Origin of the sequence: Parapedobacter sp. 2B3 (genome assembly GCF_041925275.1) — a bacterium.
GTDB classification, from domain to species: domain Bacteria; phylum Bacteroidota; class Bacteroidia; order Sphingobacteriales; family Sphingobacteriaceae; genus Parapedobacter; species Parapedobacter pyrenivorans_A.
This window is the reverse complement of sequence record NZ_JBHEUZ010000005.1, coordinates 168,767-189,963: the sequence shown is the minus strand read 5'-3', so window position 1 is coordinate 189,963 and position 21,197 is coordinate 168,767. Positions and strand designations below refer to the sequence as shown.

Genomic DNA, 21,197 nt, shown 5'->3' with positions numbered 1-21,197 from the left:
GGTTACTAACCGTAACGAGATGAAGCGAATATATTTCCAACTGCTTGCACACGCCTTTGTGCTCTTGTATATCGGCGGGGCAAGCGCACAACAGCAAAACAACCCCACCTCCAACCATGGGAATAAGTTTGAACAGTTAGGTACCCTATTGAGCGATCCAAACGTATATCGTACAGCTTCAGGGGCGCCGGGCCACCAATACTGGCAGCAAAAAGCGGATTACGTGATCGATGTGGAGGTCGATGATGAAAACCAACGGGTAACGGGGTCGGAGACGATCACCTACACGAACAACTCGCCCGACCCGCTCAACTACCTGTGGTTGCAACTGGACGAAAACGAACACAAGGCCGATGCAGAGAGCAAGCGATTTGATGAGAGTTCCCTCACCGGACAGATAACCACCCGGCAGTTGCGCCAATTTATCAATAGCGACAAGGATCTCGGCATTACCATACGCAAGGTTGCCGACCGCTTGGGCAATGCCCTTACCTATACGATCAACTATACCATGATGCGGGTGGAGCTACCTACGCCCCTGAAGCCCGGTGCTAAATTTGTGTTGCAGATAGACTGGCAATACAACATCAGTGACCGGATGGCCGAAGGAGGGCGCGGAGGCTACGAATATTTTGCAGACGATGGCAATTACCTGTATACCATCACGCAATGGTACCCACGCATGGCGGTTTATTCCGACTTCGAAGGCTGGCAGAACAAGCAGTTCACCGGCCGCGGCGAGTTCGCACAGGTATTCGGCGACTTCAAGGTAAATATCACGGTGCCTGCTGACCATGTGGTGGGTGCTACCGGCGAATGCCAAAATTACGGCAGCGTGCTGACGGCCACCCAATTGGAACGGTGGAAGCAAGCGCAGCAGGCGGAGGAGCCGGTCGAAATCGTAACGCTCGATGAGGCCAAGCAGGCAATGCAGGGGAGGGCAACAGCAAAGAAGACGTGGGTTTATGAAGCCAAGGACGTGCGTGACTTCGCATTTGTCGCATCCCGCCGCTTGGTGTGGGATGCCATGCGTGTAAAGGCGGGGATTGAAGGCAATACACCCATGGCCATGTCGTATTACGGCCCCGAGGCCTACCCGCTTTACAACCCCTACTCCACTAAAGTGGTGGCACACACGCTTAAGGTCTATTCCAAGCATACCATCCCGTACCCGTACCCAGTGGCCATCTCGGTGGAGGCGGCCAACGGCATGGAATACCCGATGATCTGTTTCAACTATGGGCGGGCAGATAAGGACGGCACCTATTCCGAGGCCACGAAATACGGTATGATTGGCGTAATTATCCACGAGGTTGGTCATAACTTTTTCCCCATGATCGTTAATTCGGACGAACGGCAGTGGACATGGATGGACGAGGGGCTCAACACCTTCTGCCAGTTCCTCGCCGAACAGGAGTGGGATAAGGACTTTCCCTCGCGGCGGGGCCCCGCCCATAAAATCACCGACTACATGAAGCTCCCCCCAGACCAGCTGGAACCGATTATGACCAACTCGGAAAATATCGTGCAATTCGGGCCCAATGCTTATGCCAAACCGGCAACAGCCCTCAATATCCTGCGCGAAACGATCATGGGAAGGGAGTTGTTTGATTATGCTTTCAAAGAATACGCGCGTCGTTGGGCATTCAAGCATCCCACGCCGGCCGACTTCTTCCGTACCATGGAAGATGCGTCGGCGGTCGACCTCGACTGGTTTTGGCGGGGGTGGTTTTTTGGTATCGATCCGGTAGATATTTCGCTGGACGATGTACAGCATTTCCAACCCATAGGTAACCTCGAAGACGCACAGGAAACGGCAAGGGCCGCTTACGAAAGGGATTTGAATACGCTGGGCCGGCAACGCAATATCGATGCGGGCGTGGATTTCGCTGTAGAGGCCGATACGTCCCTTCAGGATTTTTACAACAAGTGGGACCGCTTTGCCGTCTCCGAAGCGGACAAACGCGCTTTCGAACAGTATTACCAGTCGCTCTCGGCTGAAGAAAAGGAACTTTACGGGGGCAAGTACCATTTCTACCAGCTCAAGTTCAGCAACAAGGGCGGGTTGGTGATGCCTATTGTCCTGCAATGGACGTTTGAAGATGGAACCACGGAGATGGAGCGTATCCCGGCGTACATCTGGCGGAAGAATGAAAGCGAGGTGACAAAAGTCTTCGCAAAAACCAAAGCCGTAGCATCGGTATGGGTAGACCCCCTGCGGGAAACCGCGGATATTGACGAGGATAATAATGCTTGGCCGCGCCGGCATACGCCGACCCGTTTCGAACTGTTCAAACAAGGGGATGGCCCTGCAAGGGGCGTGTCTTCAGGACCGAACCCCATGCAGCGGGCGCAGGGCAGTAGGCAATAGGCACTACACGGTACGCAATGGCACGAAATAGGGCACAACACCTACGGCATAAAGCATAAACGATGACAATACCCGAGCAGCGCTTGCGCGCATTTACACACAGTATCTTCAAATCCATCGGGTGCCCGGATGCGGACGCGGCATTGGCCACGGATGTGCTCGTGACCGCAGATTTGCGTGGAGTCGACTCCCACGGCGTTGCCCGCTTGAGCGGCTATGTGCGGCTGTGGGAGACGGGGCGGTTAAATGCGGCTCCCCAACCCCGCGTGGTACACGAAACTCCCACCACGGCGACCGTAGATGGCGATGGGGGGCTGGGCCTTGTGGTTGCCCCATATGCGATGGACATCGCCATCGAGAAAGCCAAGCAGTACGGTTCGGGATGGGTCGCCATCCGCCATTCTAACCATTTTGGGATTGCAGGTTACCACGCGCTGAAAGCGGTGGCGCAGGACATGATTGGTTATGCACTGACCAATGCAAGCCCATTGGTAGCCCCCACGTTTTCAGCCGAGCGGTTGCTGGGCACCAACCCGATATGCTACGCTTTCCCGGCAGGGAAATACCCACCCGTGGTGGTCGATATGGCTACCTCTGCTGCCGCAAACGGCAAGCTGGAAGTTGCCGCCCGTGCGGGGAAGACCATTCCCGAAGGATGGGCGCTGACTACCCATGGCCATCCGACCACCGATGCCGCTGCGGTGAAAAACGGGGGGGCGCTCCTCCCGCTGGGGAGCGATCGATCTCACGGCAGCCATAAGGGATTTGGCTTGTCGGCTACCGTTGATATCCTCTCCGGCGTCCTTTCCGGAGCTAATTACGGTCCGTGGGTGCCACCCTTTGTAGCTTATTTGCAGCCCCTGGCCGATCAACCTGGTGAAGGAATCGGCCATTTCGTGGGAGCGATGCGCGTGGATGGCTTCCGCCCTGTGGCTGATTTCAAGGCAAACATGGACCAGTGGATTGCGCGATTCAAGGATGCAAAACGCGTGGACGAACGGCAACCGGTAATCATTCCGGGTGAACCGGAATACGAAGCCACACATGTGTACCGGGAGAAGGGGATACCGCTGGTGGAAGCGGTATGGGACGATCTGCAACAATTGGCGGCCAAGTTGGGTGTAGCTCCGCTGATGGCGGAAGGGATGGCGCAAAACCGATGAAACAGCTAACCCATACCTTGCTTGGCCTCTTGTTCTTGGTAAACCCATTAATTGGCAATTCCCGCGGTTTGTTGCCAGCCCCTACGGTTGAACAGCCTAGCGGTGGAGACGTTACCGAGTTTCTCGGAGCCATCGTCCGTGGCGATCGGTCCACCAAGAAAATCGCACTGGTATTTACCGGGGATGAATTTGGGGATGGCCTCTCCGCCATTATCCGCACGTTGAAGGCGGAGCAATTGCGGGCATCTTTTTTCCTGACCGGCAATTTCTATCGGAATAGGGATTTCAGAATACAGATCGCCGAACTGCGGGATCTCGGCAACTACCTTGGCTCCCACTCCGATAAGCACCTTTTGTACTGCGACTGGACAAATCGGGATAGCTTACTCGTTACCCGGGCCGCATTTGAGAAAGATTTGAACGATTCGTACAAGGCGCTGAAGAAGTTTGGGGTGGATAGAAAACAAGCCCGCTATTTTATACCCCCTTATGAATGGTACAATGAAACCATCGCGTCGTGGACGGATGCTATGGGCCTGCAATTGGTCAACTTTACACCGGGTACCCGTTCTACGGCGGACTATACCTACCCGGAGATGGATAAACGGTACGTCGATAACCAAACCATCATGAAATCCATCATGGAGTACGAGCAGGACAACGAATACGGACTGAACGGCTTTATCCTGCTGAGCCATGTCGGTACAGACCCCCGGCGCCAGGAAAAATTTTACCATGAACTGCCCTCATTGATCCGTACCCTAAAAAGTAAGGGTTATCAGTTTGTACGTATAGACGAACTACTCGAACCGGCACCGAGCCGCTAACCGGGGGAAACAAAAAATCATTACCTTTGCTGTTGGTATAACGTGCGCCACGCGGGGCGTTGGAACCGCGGCTAGAATAAATTTAATACCTTCACCATGAACACGGAAAGCAAAAGGCAGCAACGGTTTGCTGGGGTAATCCAGCAGGATTTGGGCGCACTCTTCCAACGGGAGGGCGGTGCGTGGGCACCGGGGGCTTTCATTACCATCACCCGCGTGCGAATGACGCCGGACCTCGCAATTGCCCGGGTCTACCTGAGCTTTCTCGACACGAAGAAGGCAAAAGACGACCTAGCCAATATCCGGTCGCACGCCAACGAGATACGCTATAAACTGGGCGCGCGCATCAAGAATCAAGCGCGTATTGTCCCGGAGCTGGAGTTTTTCCTGGATGATACGAATGAATACGTTGAGCACATGGATAGGCTTTTTGATGAGATCAGCAAAGAGCCCCGGCAACCGGAATAACCTTCCGGGATGATCTTCCAACTGGATCCGTATACCCTTCAGTTCCCCGACCCGGCACGGGCCGAGCCGGACGGGCTTTTAGCCATTGGCGGTGATCTGCGGCCCGAGCGGCTCATGGCGGCTTACCAGCAAGGCATATTCCCTTGGTACGATGACCATACACCTATCCTATGGTATTCACCGCATGAACGTTTCGTGCTTTATCCCCAAATGTTGAAAATAAGCAAAACCATGCGACGGGTTTTGCGTGCCGGGCATTTCCATGTTACCTATGACCAGGCATTTGCCGAGGTGATAGCGGCATGTGCTACCCATCCGCGCGCCGGGCAAGACGGCACGTGGATAACCAAAGATATGCAACAGGCATATATAACGTTGCACGATTTGGGCCATGCGCATTCCATTGAAGTCTGGTTGGCAGATAAGCTGGTGGGCGGACTCTATGGTGTTTCCGTTGGGCGGTTATTTTGTGGCGAAAGCATGTTCAGCAGGGAAGCCAACGCCTCCAAAGTGGCATTGGCTTCGCTCTGTCTATCGGGAAACTACGACCTGATCGATTGCCAGGTGTATACCGACCACCTGGCTTCGCTTGGGGCGGTGATGGTGCCCCGGGACGAATACATGGATCGGCTTGTTAAAAGTTCAGGTTGAATGAACCGTTGGTTACTTCTTTTACGGAGCCGTCGCTGTTATTTTTGGCGGTGAATGAGAACGTACCTTTGATAACCTTGTCGGTGAGTTCGGCGATTTTGATTTCGCCCGCAACGGAAGAGTCAAAGGGTGCCTGCCAGATCTTGGTAGCTGTAGGATTGCTGATGTTCACCTCGGTATAGCTGGCACTTATGGAGATGTTCGCGCCACCACCGATTTGATATGTGCCGGCCCCATCTACCCCATTTATGACCATCACAATAGCTTTGCCCGAGGTTTCGTTGCCTTGTACGGTAATGACGGATGACCCACCTACATTCACCCGGTTGGCCATGGTTGTCATCTTAAGCGATTTGAACGACGATCCACCAATCTTAGCCTCAATGGTGCCCGGAGCGGCATTGCCTCCCGGACCGCCGTCTTCATTTTTTTTGCATGCTGCCATCGCAATGGCACAGGCTAGGATAAACAGCATTAGGTAGCCAGGTTGCTTCATTTTTGTTGTGTTAATTTTCATTTCGATACGTATTAGTTGTTAATGATGAGTACATGTTGGTTGGCTCGCAGACCCGGTGAGGCATACCGCGCGTAAGCGCGGTACACACAAACCAGGCACCATGAAAAGTGTGTGCCTCATCTAGAGGCTGAAAGCCGATATTTCATTCGCTTTGGATTTGTAGTACAGTGTTCCGCCCATTTCATCAACCTGGTATTCGGGCTTCTTGTCCCGCAGCACGATTTCCCTTTCCTCTTCGCCGGTATCCTTCCCCACGCGTACGAGCCCCACACCACCGTCGAGGTCGGTAAGGATAAACTGCGCATTCTCCGTTGCCGCTGTTGCCCGGAACCGTTTGTTCATCTCGGCAAAGGAAGCAGAGGCGATGTTGGCAAACCCTTCTTGGTAGGCTTTCATTTCTTCACCATAGCTATTTAACTGATTGCTTCCTGCATAGTGGCCATACCGGCCGCCTTGGTAGGCGGCCGCCGCCGACATGGCCATCGAAGCTACCGCCAGCACCCCTGTGGCAGCTTTGATGAAGCCGCTTTGCCCTGGGGATTTATGGTAGGAGTGAAATAGGTCCTTCCCCTCGAAGTCTACCATCATGAGGTTCTGGCTAGAGGCAAGCAGGATTCCGCTGTTTCTCACCGTCATGGAGGTCGGAGCCTCTTTTTCCTTGAATGCAATCGAAGTAAAGGTGCTGATATCACCGGTACGCTCATCGATTGCCATGATCTCGTCGCCCGTACTGATCAGGTAGCGCTGGTGCGCCTTGTCGTACGTGCTGGCCACGGCCTTCGCTTTCTTGTACTTGATGGGTTTGCTCCAAATGGACTCCCCAGTAGTGAGGTTGATGATATCCGCATCGGTATCGGTGATGTAAATCAGCCCCTGGGGGGTAAGTGCCATGGTTTGGATGTTTTCTCCCGTATTGAGCGGCTTCTTGAATAAGGCGTTGCCGTCAAAGGAAATCTTGTTGATACCGCCTTCATATATCCTGAAGAGGATACCATCATCCATGATGTAAAAATGCTGTACATAACCTTTGGTCTTGGGTGCCTTTTCCCAAAGGTCTTCACCGTTAGCCGCGCTCAGGAAACTGATTTTAGACTCCGAGGCCCCTGCCAATTTGCCTGCGATTCCTTTTTTATCCGAATTGTCGACATCGCTTACCACGGCCAGTCCCTGTGGCAAAATTTCGAAGCGGGTAACTTTTCCCTTGATTTTGCGTTCTTTCTCCCAAAGTTGCTGGCCGGTATTGCTTACCTTGTGAATGCGTGTGTCACCGTTGGGGCGCTCCTCGAATCCGTAAATCTCGCTGCCCGACTTATCCGCCACCAGCCAGGTAACCTTATCCAAATCGGCTTCCCAAAGGATTTGGCCGTTTGTGAAATCCGCACAGACTAGGTTTTTTGTGGTGGGTACCAATACTTGGTTGCCGGTAAGGTACGGTTCGCCCGAACTCAACGGCACACTATTGCCCATCCGCACCTTCCCCACTCCGGCATCCAACGAAGAAAACCCTTCCTGCTTGCCTGTGGCCAGGTCATAAATACCGACGGCAAGCATATCCTTTTCGGCTCGTGTACGGTTTCCTACCACAACCAGCTTGTTTTGGGGAAGAAAGACCCGGGCTTTGGCCACCAGTTTCCATCCGTTTTCTTCCGTAGCAAACAGCATCTTGCCCGATACGACGTCGATCACCGTCTTTTTTGACCCGAGCAAGCCTCCCTGATTGACGATCACGTATGGTGACATCGGTACAAATTCGAGTTCTTCCTGCTTTACTTTGCCATATTCTTTAAAAGTGAAATGGGGGGTTTGGGATCCCGCTTTGATGCCGGCAAGCCCGCCGCTGCCGGCTACCACCAATACGCCCGCATCGGTGAGGGTCATAAATTCAATCTTTCCGCCGAGGTCGTACGTTACATCCGGTTGCTCGGCCTTTTGTGCGTGAGTGGTCAGTGTCCATACCGCCAACAAAAGGAATAATGTTTTTTTCATGGTTTATCATATTTTGTTTGACGGAGGTAAAGGTAGTGCGATGCAATATGGCACGGTATCCGGGCCATTGCGTATTTAACCTACGGGTTTATACGTAGTTAAAATGGGTAGTATTCCGTATAGGCTAGGTAGGGCACCGGCGGTACTTTTGCATTGTTCGATGTAATCCATAATCAATTTAATCAATTAATCTAAAAACAAAGAGCAATGAAAACAACAATTAAACACGTATCGCTATTTGCCGTAATGATGGCTTTGGGCACCCTGTTTTCCTTCGGCCAGGCGTATGAGCAGGGCGACAAACTGCTCAACATCGGTGTGGGGCTTGGAAGCCAGTTCATGGCGTCGGGGGCCAAAGGCACACCGCCTGTGGGCTTAAGCTTGGAGTTCGGTGTGAGCGACAAGATCAGTGTGGGTGCATACGGTGGCTATGCCGGTGCCAAGGTAGAAACCGGGATGGGCGACTGGAAATACAATTACATCATTGTAGGCGGAAGAGGGTCGTATCATTTCGATTTTGGCGTAGAAAACCTGGATCCGTATGCAGGGGTGTTGTTGGGTTACAACATTGCATCGGTGAGCACCGATACGAATCTACCCACGGCCTCGGCAGGCGGGTTTATTTGGGGTGCACATGCGGGTGCGCGGTATTTCTTCAGCCCGAAATTCGGTGCCTTTGCGGAGCTTGGTTACGGGATCGCTTGGCTGAATGTGGGCGTCGCGCTAAAGTTCTAGTATGTCCGGAATCGGACGTACTTCGGTTGGGTACGCTGCGGTATTCATAGCTGCCGCAGCGTCTCAAACCAAGTTATGCGCAAACGCGTACTTGATTAGACCGACGGTATTGGTACATTTGATTTTACGCATCAGGTTTTTGCGGTGTACTTCAACCGTACGGTCGCTGATAAACAACCGGGCAGCAATCTCTTTATTGGTAAGCTCTTTGATAATCAGCCGCAGCACCTCGACTTCGCGGTCGGTCAGCGGATCATCGGATTCAGGTTGCTTTGCCAGTTGGAACAATTTCTGGCCGGCTTCGGCGCTTAGGTAAGGCTTGCCCTTCATGACAGACTCCATGGCAATGGCCAGTTCTTCTAGGGCACATTTCTTCAACACGTAGCCATCGGCTCCGGCGGCGATGACGTCTTTAATGATTGCGGCTTCGTCGTGCATAGTTAATGCGATGATCTTAAGAAGGGGATGCTGCCGTTTAGCTTGCCGAATAAGGTCAAGGCCGTTCATATCGGGCATGGAATAATCCGTTACCATCAAATCAATCGGCTTTGCTTTCAGTAATGCCAATGCGTAAACACCTGAATGTGTCGATGCCACGATATCGAATGTCGCGTCATCCCGGAAAACCATTTTCAGTCCTTCTGTAAGGATGGGGTGATCATCAACCAATAAAATGCTATGCTTCATTCCGCGGGGGGCACAAAAAAATTTAGTTTAGAAGCAAAGTTAAATTTTTTTGCGACTTTTATTTCAACATTCAACTAAATTATGACTACAACCAACTCCCGAACGAATATGAAAACCTCTCGCGCAATTCTCCTTGTGTTATTCGTTAGCAGTTTAACGTTTCCCTGCGGTGCACAATCCTCCGCGGGGCAGCGGATCGATAGCTTGAAAAAGGAACTTGAGAACGATTTAACCAAGGTTCAAAAAGCCAAGGTGTATGGAGATCTATCGTGGTACTATAATTCTGTATCACTCGATTCAGCCCTTCGATATGGCGACGAGGCGCTAAGAATAGCCCGTGAAATCCACGATCGAAAACTGATTGCCCAGTCTTTAAGCGATTTGGGCGCGATTTATTTTATAAAAGGAGAAATAGATAAATCACTCGAATTATATAATCAATCGCTTGACATACGGAAGAAAGAAAATGACGAGGAAGGCATCGCGTCTCTCAACTTCAAGATTGGGAATAATTATTTTAAAAAAGCCGAGTTGGAAAAGGCGATGTCATTTTACCTAGAAGCGCTACATTATTACGAAAACACCCAAAACGAATATGTAGTTGCCAATCTACATAGTAACATCGCCGTCGTATACACGTCGCTGCGTAATTATCCCAAAGCGCTAAGCTACCTGAAGAAGGCAGAAATTTATTTCCAACGACAGAGCTTATACGCACCCCTTGCAAACGTAACGCTCTCGATGGGCAACGTCTATTACGCATTGTTAGATACTGCTAAAGCGCAAGACAGTTACGAGAAAACCATTGCCATCGCAAAAAAAGGGCAGAGTTTTTCTGCCGAAGCATCTGCATACAACAATTTGGGACAAATCTATACGGATCTTGGGCAAAACAAACGAGCCGTCGACTATATCCAAAAATCATTGGTAATCCGTACCCGAGAGAAATTGGATTCCGACGTGGCGAGCAGCAATGTTACCTTAGCCATAAATTACGCTAAACTGCGTAACTTCAGCAAATCAAAATCGTTGCTTTTGACCAGCTTAAACTATTTCCAACAAACCGGAGGTGCCGAGAAAATAACGCTAATTTACTACCAGTTAATCGAATCTTATGCAGGGTTGGGTGAAGTCGATAGTGTATTCCACTATATGAATCTTTATAAACAAAGCCAATCGGCCGAACTGGACAACAAAGTAATCGAAGTGAGCAACGAGTTGGAAACGAAATATCAAACAGAGAAAAAAGAGCAACAAATCGAAATCCTTAACCAGGAAACGGCTATCCAAAAGTTACGGCTGCGACAACGAGGCCTACTGCTGCTGGCCGCTATGGTGGTATTGGTGAGTGGGGGCATCTTGGTCTTTTTCGTTTTCAAACAGCGTCGATTGAAAGCGGAGGCGCGCTTACAACAGGAAATAAACACACAACAGGAAAAAGCCACGCGCGATGTGCTGAACGCCGAAGAACGCGAGCGCCGCCGTATCGCCAGCGATCTGCACGACGGCGTAGGGCAAACCCTATCTGCCGCGCTACTCAACCTCAATTACCTGTACAAAAGCATCACCGACGGAAAAACGCCTGAGCCACAGGTGATGGATAATGCGTTAGGTTTAGTGAAAGACAGCTACCAAGAGATGCGCAGCATCTCCCACCAAATGATGCCCAATGCCTTGCTGAAAGCGGGCCTGGCAACCTCCATCAAGGAATTCCTGGATGCCATAGACGGCAAGGACATTAAAGTGCACCTCAGTGTATCCGGCTTGGCCGACCGGCTGGATCAGCAATTGGAAACCGTGCTGTACCGCGCGGTGCAGGAGGCCGTGAATAACGTTGTCAAACACGCGCGCGCATCTCGGTTGACCATTCAGCTGATGAAAGACGACGAAGGGGTATCGGTGACGATAGAAGACAACGGGGTGGGCTTCGACGCGTCACGGCTCGATGAAGTAGCTGGCATCGGGCTGAAGAACATCCGGTCGCGTGTTGCCCTGTTGCAGGGAAGTGTGGAAGTAGATACCGCTATGGGAAGGGGAACGGTGGTCGTTATCTTTATCCCCGCTTGAATGTACTTTAAAAACACCCCTCATCGCCATTCACATACTCCCAAGCTCCTTAGAGACGCCTGAACCGATGTTTTCAGTAAATCGAGCGGCTGCAATGTACCGTTGTAACTGTCTATCGTACCGCTATAGGTTTGCATGGCACGGATATCGGGCGTGGGCGTTGCGACGTCTACCTTCGTTGGCCTGTCGCTTTGCTGCACTGCACAGGCGGCTTTCAAGCTTCCGGCAAGCAGCGTGCCTTCCACGAATGCAATCACCCGGGACTGTTCGCTGACGTAGCTGTTGCGTGCTAGCCCTTTGGTATAAAAAAAGTTGCCTGCAAGCGGGGTTTCTGGATTGGCTTCCGCATCAATGTACATTCCGTATTCCCAGGGTTCGTACTGTCCCCCATTGGTGTAAATCCAACCCGGTACATGCGCCCAAAGTTTGCCGTTTCCGGCACGCCCAACCGCTATCGGGCGGATGGAATGCGATGCGTGGGCAGGCACGACATTCGGACCATTGTAGGTTTTGTTGAATAGGATATTGCCCTCACTGTCTATCTTCCATATGCCCCTGATTTTTGCCCCTGACGGACTCTCTAGCCTCACATAGGGCAACAGTGCCTGCCTGGCGTCCAGGCTGAAAGGCTCACCAAAAGCAAAATCGGAACGGGGGCCTTCCGCAGCTTCTTTGCTCCAAAGCAAGTTGCCCTCCCAGTCGAGTTTTTTGATGGTCAGCACGTTTGTTGCCTCCCTTTTGCCAACAACGAGGATACCACCATCGAGCAGTATGGCTTGGGAAGCGCCGCCACTGCTTGCTTTGCGTTGCCACAGCAACTGCCCGTCGGTGGTTACCAGCGACACCACCGCGCCCGAGCAGTGCACCAACCGGCCGTTGTAAACGTTGGAGATGTTGGGTGTTTCGTGGTCGTAGGCACCCCCGTTGTACACCGGGTCTTTTGCCCTGTCGAACGCTTTGCTCCAGACCACGCTGCCCGAGCGGTCAAACTTTGCCAGCACCACGTAATAATCCACACGTGCCGCCGCGTAGATGCCTCCCTGTCCGTCGGCGACCACACCATCGTAGGTAATCGCCCGGTTACCGGGCGCGGTATAGCGGTATGCAAACAGCAATGTGCTGTCATTCCGCATGGCTGATACATAATTGCCAAACCAATATACCGTGCCGTTGTCCATCAACGAGCCACCGCCGAGTACATTCTGCGTACCGTCTTTCACATCGTAGTAAAAAAATGTATCTCCCTTTTTTCCCGGGCTGTCATCGTCCTCGGGATTACCGGTTTTCTTGCTGCAACCTGCCAGCCCGATCAGGCAAGCAAATAGGATATAATAGGTCTTCATATTCATTTCGTTAAAAGTGACTGTTCTTTTATTTCTTGCCCAAGGTTCTTACTTCCCGTCCAGCAGCGCTATTTGCTCCCGGGCAACAAAGCTTAGGTTAGGCGTTTCGGCGGCTTTCGTAAGATCTGCTCGGGCAAGCTCCTTATTACCTTTTTTGGCATAAAGCAGTCCGCGGTCAAAATGCGCGGCGTAGTGCTCGGGGTTGGCCGTTATCACGTTGTCCAGCTCCGCTATTGCTTCATCCAGTTTACCCAGTTTTCCAAGTACCGCTGCTCGCCCTATGTGAGCCGGGTGCTTTTTGCTTTTTTCACTATCGGGCAGCGGCATGGTGAGGATGTGGTCGTATGTCGAAATCGCTTTTTGGAACTGTCCGGACTCGTTATAACAGGCAGCAAGCGCCTCCAGTGTATAAATTTCATCGGGTTTCAACTGGAGGGCTTCTGTATAGTCGGCGATGGCGGCATCCCAGTTTTTAATCGCTTTATAGCAACCTCCGCGGCCATTATAGGTGTACCAATCCATCGGGCTGAATGTCCGGGCGGCTTTGGTCATGAGTCCCTTATAAATGACTTCGTTTTCTGCCGTTTTCTTTTGGGATTTGGCAAGTGCTTCCCCCTCAGCGGTAGCCTCGTAATGCTTTGAGTTGGCGATGGAAACACCGATATCCAGTGCAAGGAGCTGCAAATCGGGCGCATACTGATTCCTGTTCCTGATAATGGTCTCTGTTAGGTTTTTAAGGGACGGGTATTTCTGGTAATCCGGGTTTAACGCGGTCACTTTCTGATAGTCTTTCATGGCAGGCCCCCAATCATTTTCCATCCTGTAAACCTCTGCACGGGAATAATAGGCTATGTAATTCGTGGGATCCAAACGTATGACCTCGCTAAAATCGGCAATGGCATGTGTGCTGTTTTCGCTTTTCGGCGGTGCTTCATCTGGTTTCAGGCCGGCGTAGATTCTGGCTTCTTCCTGATAGCTCCTTGCGGGCTCCCTCGATCTTTTTTCTTTATAAGACAGGCCACGGTTGAGGTACGCTGCGCTGTTTCGGCTGATGGCCAGGTATTCGGTGTAATCACGGATGGCGTCATCAAAATTTCCTGCCCTTAAGTTGTCAACGCCACGTTTGAAAATGGCATCCGCTCTTTCCTTATTGTCCGGTCCGTTGCTGTTGTTTACAGCTACGGAAGTGCTGCTACCACCCTGAAAAACGTTGTTTACAAATTGTCCTTCTTCCACGTTTCCGTTGGCATAGGTGTATCTGCCTGCCCCATGCCGTTGGCCGAAATTCCAATCTCCTTCGTATCTGTCGCCATTTGTCCAGGCGATGGTTCCCTTTCCGTGGCGTAAGCCGTATTGGGCTGTGTTCCCACCGGGCGACAGGTCCGCTGTCAGTTCGCCATTGTAGGTGGCACCGTTGGTGTAGTTTTGCTTTCCGGTTTGGGTAATGATTTGACCCTTTTTATTTATATAGCAATGAATTGTCTTCGCTTTATCTTTGACAAGAAGTGCTTTGTCGCCTTCGAAAACGGTTGCTTTATAAAATTCACTTCCGAGCTTGATTACTTCCTGGCCTGTGCTGTCTATATATGACCAATTACCGCCTTCATAACCAAAGCCGGCTTTTGTACCGCCAATATTCACAAGCGCGAGCCCACAGGTTGGGTAAATTTGTGCGTAATCGTATTTGGGTTCCACGACGATCTGGCCTTGCTCGTTTTTATAGCCATATTTCCCGTTCGCATCCTGGTAGTGCTTGATATAGCGCTGCTGTGCAAAAGCTGCTTGCACGGAAAGAATCAGTAATGTCGTAAATATTGCTCTCATTTTTGCCGCAACAACAATGGAAATCAGTTTGTCAAAGTATATAACCGAAGGATAGGTCAATCCTGTTACCTTTATCTTTATTGCTGCCGGCGTCCAACATACCCATATACCGAAACGCACCATAGAGCCGTTGGGTCGTAGAAACCTCTACACCGATGGTAAGCAACGTAGGCAAAGGGTAATCTGGATTCTCGGTATAATCTTTTGTCGGGTTGGCCACTTTGACCAGCGTAAAGTCGTAATTGACAAAACCATCCAGCCAAATCTTATCCGTAAGCAACAAGCTGGTCTTTACAGACGGCCCGGCATAGAAATAATAGCCCGCCGGATCGGTGACCTGTGAACCGGTCTGACCGTTGGTAGCCCGTTTAGTGGCAATCGTATAGTCTCCAACGCTGATGCCTGGCGCCACCAGCAACCTGCTTTGGGCCACAGCATTGACGTTGAATTGATGTGCGCCTACCCAGCCGCTGCTGATGGTTTGTTCGGAACGGTCTGTCGTTACCCTTGTTTTGCCCTCGTTTGCCCGTTTGAAACCCCTTACGATGGTATAAAGTCCATCCCCCAACAACATGTTTTCGAAACGGTAATGCCCGCCCCATTTATGGTAGCGGTAACTTCGCAGCATCACGTTGATTGTTGCAGCGGTAAGTCCCTCCGTGTACTTGCCCGACAGGTGCGTGCCACGAACCACCAGCGCTCCCCAGCGGTCGGTAAACGGGTTTTTTCCTTTGTTGTCGCGAAGCGCTTCGAACGATTGTGCGTGGCAGACGGTTGTCAAAAGGCATGCAGCGGCGAGGGCCATCAATGGTTTAGTGGCTTTGATTCTCTCTATTTTATCTTTCATCATAGCTAAAAAATTTCAGCCAAGATCGTTTGTCGGGGTTGGGTTGGTTATCCCTAATTATACGGATTTATTATCCGTGGAAATACGGACAGGAAGCGGACGGAGAAAATGTAGCTTTGTAGCTATAGAAGATGTTCTTTCGTTACAATAGCTTGTGTTGGTAGGCATACTTTATCAGGCCAATGGTATTGTTGCTGCCCGTCTTCCGCAGGAGATTTTTGCGATGCGTTTCGACGGTACGATCACTGATAAATAGCTGGTCTGCGATCTGCTTGCTGGTCTGTTCCTGTACGATCAGCCTTAGTACCTCCAATTCGCGGTCGGTAAGATCTACAGCAATATTGCCGGTATCAATGTTGTGCGCATGCAGCAATGCTTTGGTTACCTCTTGGCTCCAATACTGACGCCCGGAAACGACCGCATCAATGGCATGAAAGAGTTCTTGCCGGGCATATTTTTTGAGTACGTAGGCGTCTACGCCTGCGGCCATTACACTACGAATGATGGGTGTCTCATCGTGCATGGTCAGTACGATGATTTTCAACAGGGGTCTCAACGCTTTAGCACGTTGAACCAACGTGAGCCCGTCCATATCGGGCATGGAATAGTCGGTAATGAGTAGATCGAAAGGCTCTTTGGTCAGATAGGCGAGCGCAAAATTGGCCGAAGACGTTACGGCAGCCACCTCGACATCCGGCTTGGACTGAAGCAACGACGTAAGGCCATCAATCAGGATGACGTGGTCATCTACCAACAAAATCTTGGAGCGCATGAAGCTGCCGAATTTTGAGTTTATTGGGGTTAAAAGTAAGAAAAAATTGAGATAAATTAGTGCCGCTTAATAACTAACCTTTATGGATCGCTATCCCCTCCTTCTTTTCGCTTTTATTGGATATTTGCTTTTCGCGATACTCCCGCCATCGTTCGCTCAACAAGACACCCTATGGCAGGCGTTTAGCCGTATAGCCGATGCTGAACAGGAGGGACGTGACAAAGTTGACAGCCTCAACGCATTCGCCCACCAGGTGCTGGAGATTGATGGTACCCTAGCCGATAGCGTATTGGTACTTGCGCGGCAATTGGCACGCCGACAGGCCTATGTACACGGAGAGGCGGTTTCGCTTTACCTGCGGTCACATTGTGAAGAGGCACACGGCAGCATCAAGGACGCTGAGGCGGCCATTTTGGCCGCTATTTCCCTGTTTGAAAAAGAACCCCCCCAACCCGTGTCGATAAGAGCCTACCTGCACGCCGGGTGGTTGTACCGCAGGCTCCTTGAACGTGGAAAAGCCATGGAATACGGGATGAAGGGGTTAAAACTCGCCGAGCAAACCCGTGATACGGCAAATATAGGAAACGGCTACAACCAGCTTGCGATCCTTTATGTAGACATAGAGGACTATGAAAAGGCACTCGAATATCACCAAAAAGCATTACACTGGCGGCAGCTGGACGGCAATGCGGTTTCGATTGCGCTGAGCCTTGGTAATATCGGTATTGTAAACATGCGGCTTGGGCATTACGACGCGGCCTTGGCCGCGCATAAACGGGGGCTTCAAACCGTCATCGAAGCTGGCGACCGTTCCGAAGAAGCGTTTTTTTACAACGATATCGGTTCAACCTACCTGTACAAAGGCGATGCCGATAGCGCCATCCACTACCTCAAAAAGAGTATCGCCATGCGTGAAGCCATGCAGGAAACCAATGAAATTGCCTATACCTACAACTACTTGGGTGAAGCATATGAAAAAGCGGGAGACATCCGCGGGGCTGAACGTTGGATCAAAAAAGCACTCCAAACCGCAATCGACATCGATAATACCAAGCAACATCAAGAAGCGCTAGAAAGTCTCTCCGGTTTCTATGCACGTAGCCAACAGTATGATTCCGCATATACGTATCTGTACAAGCACAAAGTATACAGCGATTCGATTGCACAGTCCGACCGGGAAAAACTGATCGATGAACTGGCGGCGCAATACGAAACCGGGAAAAAAGAACAGCAGATCGAAATCCTCCACCAGCAGACGGCGCTGCAAAAGCTCCGGTTACGCCAACGGGGGGGGGCTCCTCATAGCAGCCATCGTATTGCTATCGGCATTGGCCGGCCTCATTTACTTTGTTCAAAACAAGCGTAAGCTCCAAACCGAGGCCCGTCTGCAAAAACGGCTCAGCGAGCAGCAGCAGCAAGCAGCCAGGGATGTACTGCAAGCGGAAGAACGGGAGCGCCGCCGCATCGCAACCGACCTGCACGACGGGGTGGGCCAGCTGATGTCTGCGGCCCTGCTCAGTCTCCATGAGGTTGCCAACGATACCAGCGTATCCACTTCCTTTCGCCCCCTACTTGAACGAGCCACGGCACTAGTAAGTGAGGGCTATGATGAAATGCGGAGCATCTCCCATCAGATGATGCCCAATGCGCTTTTGAAAGCGGGTTTGGCGTCGTCTATCAAAGAGTTCCTCGAAAAAATCGAGGGTAAGCAGCTGAAAATCCAGCTGGACGTAGTGGGATTAGCCGAACGGCTGGACGAACAGACTGAAACCGTGCTGTACCGGGTCATTCAGGAAACCGTCACGAATGTAATCAAACACGCCCAAGCCACTAAACTCAGCATCCAATTGGTGCGCGACAACGACGGCATCGATGCGACGATCGAGGATAACGGCATCGGTTTCGAAACGGCCCAGATCGCCGGAGGGGAAGGCATCGGCCTGAAAAGCATTTTTTCACGTATCGCTTTACTTAACGGAACCGTTGAGATGGATACAGCTCCCGGACGGGGAACACTGGTGGCCATTCATATTCCCGCCTGATGATATGCATTACTTGCCTTTCAGGGACGGGCTTGTCGTGCGGAGATCCAGAAGTTGTTGAACCCAAGCCCGCTCTGTAATTCGAGCAATTGTTGCTGTAGCATCTCCAGAATGGCCAAGAAGTTGTATACGAATTGGACTTTGTTTTCGGAGTGTTTCACAACCGCGTTGAAATCCAACTTTTCATTAATGGCTAGCAATGAGGCGATGGCCTTCTTCTGCTGTTCGATGGTGTACGGGTATTTCACCACGGTATGGCGAACTTCGTTGCTGCGTGAGGTATAGCGGTGCATTGCCCGCTCATAGACCAGCATGAGCTTGTAGAGATCAACGGTGGTAAGTTCGTCGCCCTGTTCGGCATAGTCGCCCGCCCTATGTAAATCGGCAAGGATGTTCCCCCGCTTGGCCCGCAGGTGCCGGGCCTCTTCAAGCGCCCGTAATTGCTCCGATACCTCCTTGAATTGTTTGTACAGGACCAATTTCTGTATCAGATCCTGTTTGGGGTCTATCTCGTTTCCGGCTTCATCGAGCTCCGGCCGGGGCAAAAGCATCTTGGCTTTGATACGCATCAGCGTGGCAGCCACGAATATAAATTCGCTCGCCAGCTCCATATTGAGTGCCTGCGCCCGCAAGAGGTAGTCGAGAAAGTCGGTAGTGATTTTGGCAATGGGGATATCGTGGATATTCAATTCGTCACGTTCGATGAAAAACAGCAACAAATCAAACGGGCCTTCAAACTGAGGTAGTTTTATTTCATATCCATCGGACTGCATTGAGGTCAAAGGTACTATTTCGTCGGGATATTTAACGGCGGCGGGTTGCTAAACAATATGCCTGCGGTGTTGTTCATCTTTATAAATTCAGGTAGTAAATCCGTACGAAATTCGGAACGCCCGATATCAATAATTATTAGTTACTTTGTATCGATTTTCCAAACCGGACATTATGGAGATTGACGCCGGAGAACTGCTGAAGAAAATAAATACGCCTGCGGACTTAAAGCTACTGAGCCAAGCTGAGCTGGTAAAGGTATGCGGCGAGCTGCGCCAATACATCATCGATACCGTATCGGTGCATGGAGGGCATTTCGCGGCGAGCTTGGGTGTCGTGGAGTTGACCGTGGCCCTGCATTATGTGCTGAATACGCCCTATGACCAATTGGTATGGGATGTGGGACACCAGGCGTACGGGCATAAGATCCTTACCGGCAGGCGCGACGAATTCCACACAAACCGTGTGTTGGAAGGCATCAGCGGATTTCCGAAACGTGGTGAGAGTGCGTACGACGCATTCGGCGTGGGCCACTCGTCTACGTCTATTTCCGCAGCATTGGGGATGGCAGTGGCGTCAAATTATAAAGGAGAGACGGATCGCCAGCACGTCGCTGTAATCGGCGATGGGGCTATGACCGCGGGCATGGCGTTTGAGGCGCTCAACCATGCGGGCATCGAAAAGTCCAATCTGTTGGTCATCCTCAACGACAACTGCATGTCCATAGACCCGAATGTGGGCGCGCTGAAGGAATACCTCACCAGTATTACCACGTCGCGGCCGTGGAACCGGTTTAGGGACGATATCGTACACGTATTGACGAAGATCTCGGAACTCGGACCGGATGCGCTGGGTGTCGCCAAAAAAATAGAGAAGAGTATCAAAGGAACGTTGCTCAAAAACAGTAACCTTTTCGAGTCACTCAATTTCCGTTATTTCGGTCCGGTGGATGGGCATGATGTGAAGCGGCTGGTCAACACGCTGGATGACCTTCGGGGCATCCCGGGGCCCAAGTTGCTGCATTGCATCACCGTGAAGGGGAAAGGGTATGCACTGGCTGAAAAGGATCAGACAACCTGGCACGCGCCGGGCCTGTTTGATAAAATCACGGGTGAGATAAAAAAAGCGAAAAGTGATAAGCCCGTAGCCCCGAAATACCAGGAAGTATTTGGGCATACGCTCGTGGAACTTGCCGAGAAAAACGACCGCATCATGGGTATTACGCCCGCCATGCCGTCGGGCTCATCCATGAACATCATGATGAAGGCCATGCCCAGCCGGGCGTTTGATGTCGGTATTGCCGAGCAGCATGCCGTTACGTTTTCTGCCGGATTGGCTACCCAGGGGATGGTGCCTTTTTGCAACATCTATTCGAGCTTCATGCAGCGGGCCTATGACCAGGTTATTCACGACGTGGCCATCCAAAACCTGCACGTGGTATTCTGCCTCGACCGTGCCGGCATAGCCGGTGCCGATGGGCCCACGCACCATGGAGCTTACGACCTGGCCTACATGCGCTGTATCCCTAATCTTACCGTGTCTGCGCCGATGAACGAGGAGGAGTTGCGTAACCTGATGTATACGGCACAGCAGGAGGGTATGGGCCCGTTTGTGATCCGGTATCCACGCGGACAGGGCGTTATGCCCGACTGGCGGCGGGCGTTCCAGCCAATCAAAGTGGGAGAAGGCCGTAAACTATGCGATGGCGAGGAGCTTGCTTTGTTGACTATCGGGCATATTGGCAATGAGGCGGTCAACGCACGGATGACACTTAATGAAGAAGGGATATTCCCGGCCCATTATGACCTGCGCTTCGTAAAACCGCTGGATGAGGCATTGCTGCACGAAGTCTTCGGTAAATTCAAAAAAATCATTACCGTTGAAGATGGCTGCATACAGGGCGGCATGGGCAGCGCGGTCTTGGAGTTTATGGCCGAACACGGTTACCAGGCTACCGTTGTGCGGCTCGGCATACCGGATAAGGTGGTCGAACATGGCGAACAGCGCGAACTGTGGGCACAGTGCAACTATGACGCTCCCGCCATCGTGGAAGCGGTACGGAAAATAGCCGTAAGCCGAAAAACCGATAGCTTGGCCGGATAAAAATTGCCGGCAAATAGTTAAGT

At 51.5% G+C, this 21,197-nt stretch carries 18 protein-coding genes; 10 read left to right on the top strand and 8 right to left on the bottom strand.

Translation table 11 applies throughout. From position 1 onward, the window contains the following. Positions 1 to 19 precede the first annotated feature (19 nt). From ACEVG1_RS07955 to aat, 5 genes are all read left to right on the top strand, one after another. Complete coding sequence (locus ACEVG1_RS07955) at positions 20 to 2,371, top strand: M1 family metallopeptidase (protein ID WP_374743101.1); 2,352 nt, start codon at positions 20 to 22, stop codon at positions 2,369 to 2,371. Between the two features lie 62 nt (positions 2,372 to 2,433). Continuing rightward, positions 2,434 to 3,534 (top strand): Ldh family oxidoreductase, encoded by a 1,101-nt coding sequence (locus ACEVG1_RS07950; protein WP_374743100.1) that lies wholly within the window; start codon positions 2,434 to 2,436, stop codon positions 3,532 to 3,534. After that, on the top strand, positions 3,531 to 4,361 hold the full coding sequence (locus tag ACEVG1_RS07945; protein WP_374743099.1) for a polysaccharide deacetylase family protein: 831 nt from the start codon (positions 3,531 to 3,533) through the stop codon (positions 4,359 to 4,361). Before ACEVG1_RS07950 ends, ACEVG1_RS07945 begins: the two co-directional genes overlap by 4 nt. A 96-nt stretch (positions 4,362 to 4,457) precedes the next feature. Continuing rightward, a complete protein-coding gene (rbfA, locus tag ACEVG1_RS07940) occupies positions 4,458 to 4,829 on the top strand; it encodes a 30S ribosome-binding factor RbfA (RefSeq protein ID WP_374743098.1) in 372 nt (123 codons plus the stop codon). A gap of 9 nt (positions 4,830 to 4,838) precedes the next feature. After that, positions 4,839 to 5,480, top strand: a complete 642-nt coding sequence (gene aat / locus ACEVG1_RS07935) for a leucyl/phenylalanyl-tRNA--protein transferase (protein ID WP_374743097.1) — start codon at positions 4,839 to 4,841, stop codon at positions 5,478 to 5,480. Here the strand turns inward: aat and ACEVG1_RS07930 are convergent. Both ACEVG1_RS07930 and ACEVG1_RS07925 read right to left on the bottom strand, forming a co-directional pair. After that, positions 5,464 to 5,976, bottom strand: coding sequence for a DUF6252 family protein (locus ACEVG1_RS07930; RefSeq protein WP_374743096.1), 513 nt, complete (start codon positions 5,974 to 5,976; stop codon positions 5,464 to 5,466). The two genes, aat and ACEVG1_RS07930, sit on opposite strands and share 17 nt — an antisense overlap. A gap of 141 nt (positions 5,977 to 6,117) precedes the next feature. Then, on the bottom strand, positions 6,118 to 7,983 hold the full coding sequence (locus ACEVG1_RS07925; RefSeq protein WP_374743095.1) for a PQQ-binding-like beta-propeller repeat protein: 1,866 nt from the start codon (positions 7,981 to 7,983) through the stop codon (positions 6,118 to 6,120). A 207-nt stretch (positions 7,984 to 8,190) separates the two neighbouring features. Here ACEVG1_RS07925 and ACEVG1_RS07920 point away from each other — a divergent pair, with 207 nt between their 5' ends. Continuing rightward, on the top strand, positions 8,191 to 8,718 hold the full coding sequence (locus tag ACEVG1_RS07920; protein WP_374743093.1) for an outer membrane beta-barrel protein: 528 nt from the start codon (positions 8,191 to 8,193) through the stop codon (positions 8,716 to 8,718). A 63-nt stretch (positions 8,719 to 8,781) separates the two neighbouring features. Here ACEVG1_RS07920 and ACEVG1_RS07915 read toward each other — a convergent pair whose 3' ends face one another. Continuing rightward, complete coding sequence (locus ACEVG1_RS07915; protein ID WP_374743092.1) at positions 8,782 to 9,405, bottom strand: response regulator; 624 nt, start codon at positions 9,403 to 9,405, stop codon at positions 8,782 to 8,784. A 108-nt stretch (positions 9,406 to 9,513) separates the two neighbouring features. On the opposite strand from ACEVG1_RS07915, the gene ACEVG1_RS07910 reads away from it, so the two are divergent. Beyond that, a complete protein-coding gene (locus ACEVG1_RS07910; protein ID WP_374743091.1) occupies positions 9,514 to 11,472 on the top strand; it encodes a tetratricopeptide repeat protein in 1,959 nt (652 codons plus the stop codon). Positions 11,473 to 11,492: 20 nt separating this feature from the next. Here ACEVG1_RS07910 and ACEVG1_RS07905 read toward each other — a convergent pair whose 3' ends face one another. The 4 genes from ACEVG1_RS07905 to ACEVG1_RS07890 all read right to left on the bottom strand — a co-directional run bounded on the left by ACEVG1_RS07905 (position 11,493) and on the right by ACEVG1_RS07890 (position 16,258). After that, a complete protein-coding gene (locus ACEVG1_RS07905; RefSeq protein WP_374743090.1) occupies positions 11,493 to 12,815 on the bottom strand; it encodes a hypothetical protein in 1,323 nt (440 codons plus the stop codon). A 48-nt stretch (positions 12,816 to 12,863) separates the two neighbouring features. Further along, entirely contained in the window at positions 12,864 to 14,639 is a 1,776-nt protein-coding gene (locus ACEVG1_RS07900; protein ID WP_374743089.1) for a tetratricopeptide repeat protein, read from the bottom strand. A 31-nt stretch (positions 14,640 to 14,670) separates the two neighbouring features. After that, positions 14,671 to 15,489 carry a hypothetical protein gene (locus ACEVG1_RS07895; protein WP_374743088.1) on the bottom strand — a complete coding sequence of 273 codons (819 nt, stop codon included), beginning with the start codon at positions 15,487 to 15,489 and terminating at the stop codon, positions 14,671 to 14,673. A gap of 139 nt (positions 15,490 to 15,628) precedes the next feature. Next, complete coding sequence (locus ACEVG1_RS07890) at positions 15,629 to 16,258, bottom strand: response regulator (protein ID WP_374743087.1); 630 nt, start codon at positions 16,256 to 16,258, stop codon at positions 15,629 to 15,631. Positions 16,259 to 16,340: 82 nt separating this feature from the next. On the opposite strand from ACEVG1_RS07890, the gene ACEVG1_RS07885 reads away from it, so the two are divergent. Next, a complete protein-coding gene (locus tag ACEVG1_RS07885; protein ID WP_374743086.1) occupies positions 16,341 to 17,624 on the top strand; it encodes a tetratricopeptide repeat protein in 1,284 nt (427 codons plus the stop codon). After that, positions 17,575 to 18,300, top strand: a complete 726-nt coding sequence (locus ACEVG1_RS07880; RefSeq protein ID WP_374743085.1) for a sensor histidine kinase — start codon at positions 17,575 to 17,577, stop codon at positions 18,298 to 18,300. The genes ACEVG1_RS07885 and ACEVG1_RS07880 overlap by 50 nt, the downstream gene beginning before the upstream one ends. Positions 18,301 to 18,320: 20 nt before the next feature. On the opposite strand, the gene ACEVG1_RS07875 is transcribed toward ACEVG1_RS07880, so the two are convergent. Beyond that, entirely contained in the window at positions 18,321 to 19,073 is a 753-nt protein-coding gene (locus tag ACEVG1_RS07875; RefSeq protein ID WP_374743084.1) for a ScpA family protein, read from the bottom strand. A gap of 172 nt (positions 19,074 to 19,245) precedes the next feature. On the opposite strand from ACEVG1_RS07875, the gene dxs reads away from it, so the two are divergent. Continuing rightward, positions 19,246 to 21,174 (top strand): 1-deoxy-D-xylulose-5-phosphate synthase, encoded by a 1,929-nt coding sequence (gene dxs, locus ACEVG1_RS07870; RefSeq protein ID WP_374743082.1) that lies wholly within the window; start codon positions 19,246 to 19,248, stop codon positions 21,172 to 21,174. Positions 21,175 to 21,197: the final 23 nt, after the last annotated feature.

Bases quoted from the DNA above. Each gene is read 5' to 3' on its own strand.
- ACEVG1_RS07945 (WP_374743099.1), top strand. From the start codon at position 3,531: ATGAAACAGCTAACCCATACCTTGCTTGGCCTCTTGTTCTTGGTAAAC.
- ACEVG1_RS07890 (WP_374743087.1), bottom strand. From the start codon at position 16,258: ATGCGCTCCAAGATTTTGTTGGTAGATGACCACGTCATCCTGATTGAT.
- ACEVG1_RS07885 (WP_374743086.1), top strand. From the start codon at position 16,341: ATGGATCGCTATCCCCTCCTTCTTTTCGCTTTTATTGGATATTTGCTT.
- ACEVG1_RS07915 (WP_374743092.1), bottom strand. From the start codon at position 9,405: ATGAAGCATAGCATTTTATTGGTTGATGATCACCCCATCCTTACAGAA.
- aat (WP_374743097.1), top strand. From the start codon at position 4,839: ATGATCTTCCAACTGGATCCGTATACCCTTCAGTTCCCCGACCCGGCA.
- ACEVG1_RS07905 (WP_374743090.1), bottom strand. From the start codon at position 12,815: ATGAAGACCTATTATATCCTATTTGCTTGCCTGATCGGGCTGGCAGGT.
- ACEVG1_RS07920 (WP_374743093.1), top strand. From the start codon at position 8,191: ATGAAAACAACAATTAAACACGTATCGCTATTTGCCGTAATGATGGCT.
- rbfA (WP_374743098.1), top strand. From the start codon at position 4,458: ATGAACACGGAAAGCAAAAGGCAGCAACGGTTTGCTGGGGTAATCCAG.
- dxs (WP_374743082.1), top strand. From the start codon at position 19,246: ATGGAGATTGACGCCGGAGAACTGCTGAAGAAAATAAATACGCCTGCG.
- ACEVG1_RS07950 (WP_374743100.1), top strand. From the start codon at position 2,434: ATGACAATACCCGAGCAGCGCTTGCGCGCATTTACACACAGTATCTTC.
- ACEVG1_RS07875 (WP_374743084.1), bottom strand. From the start codon at position 19,073: ATGCAGTCCGATGGATATGAAATAAAACTACCTCAGTTTGAAGGCCCG.
- ACEVG1_RS07900 (WP_374743089.1), bottom strand. From the start codon at position 14,639: ATGAGAGCAATATTTACGACATTACTGATTCTTTCCGTGCAAGCAGCT.
- ACEVG1_RS07895 (WP_374743088.1), bottom strand. From the start codon at position 15,489: ATGATGAAAGATAAAATAGAGAGAATCAAAGCCACTAAACCATTGATG.
- ACEVG1_RS07930 (WP_374743096.1), bottom strand. From the start codon at position 5,976: ATGAAGCAACCTGGCTACCTAATGCTGTTTATCCTAGCCTGTGCCATT.
- ACEVG1_RS07925 (WP_374743095.1), bottom strand. From the start codon at position 7,983: ATGAAAAAAACATTATTCCTTTTGTTGGCGGTATGGACACTGACCACT.
- ACEVG1_RS07955 (WP_374743101.1), top strand. From the start codon at position 20: ATGAAGCGAATATATTTCCAACTGCTTGCACACGCCTTTGTGCTCTTG.
- ACEVG1_RS07910 (WP_374743091.1), top strand. From the start codon at position 9,514: ATGAAAACCTCTCGCGCAATTCTCCTTGTGTTATTCGTTAGCAGTTTA.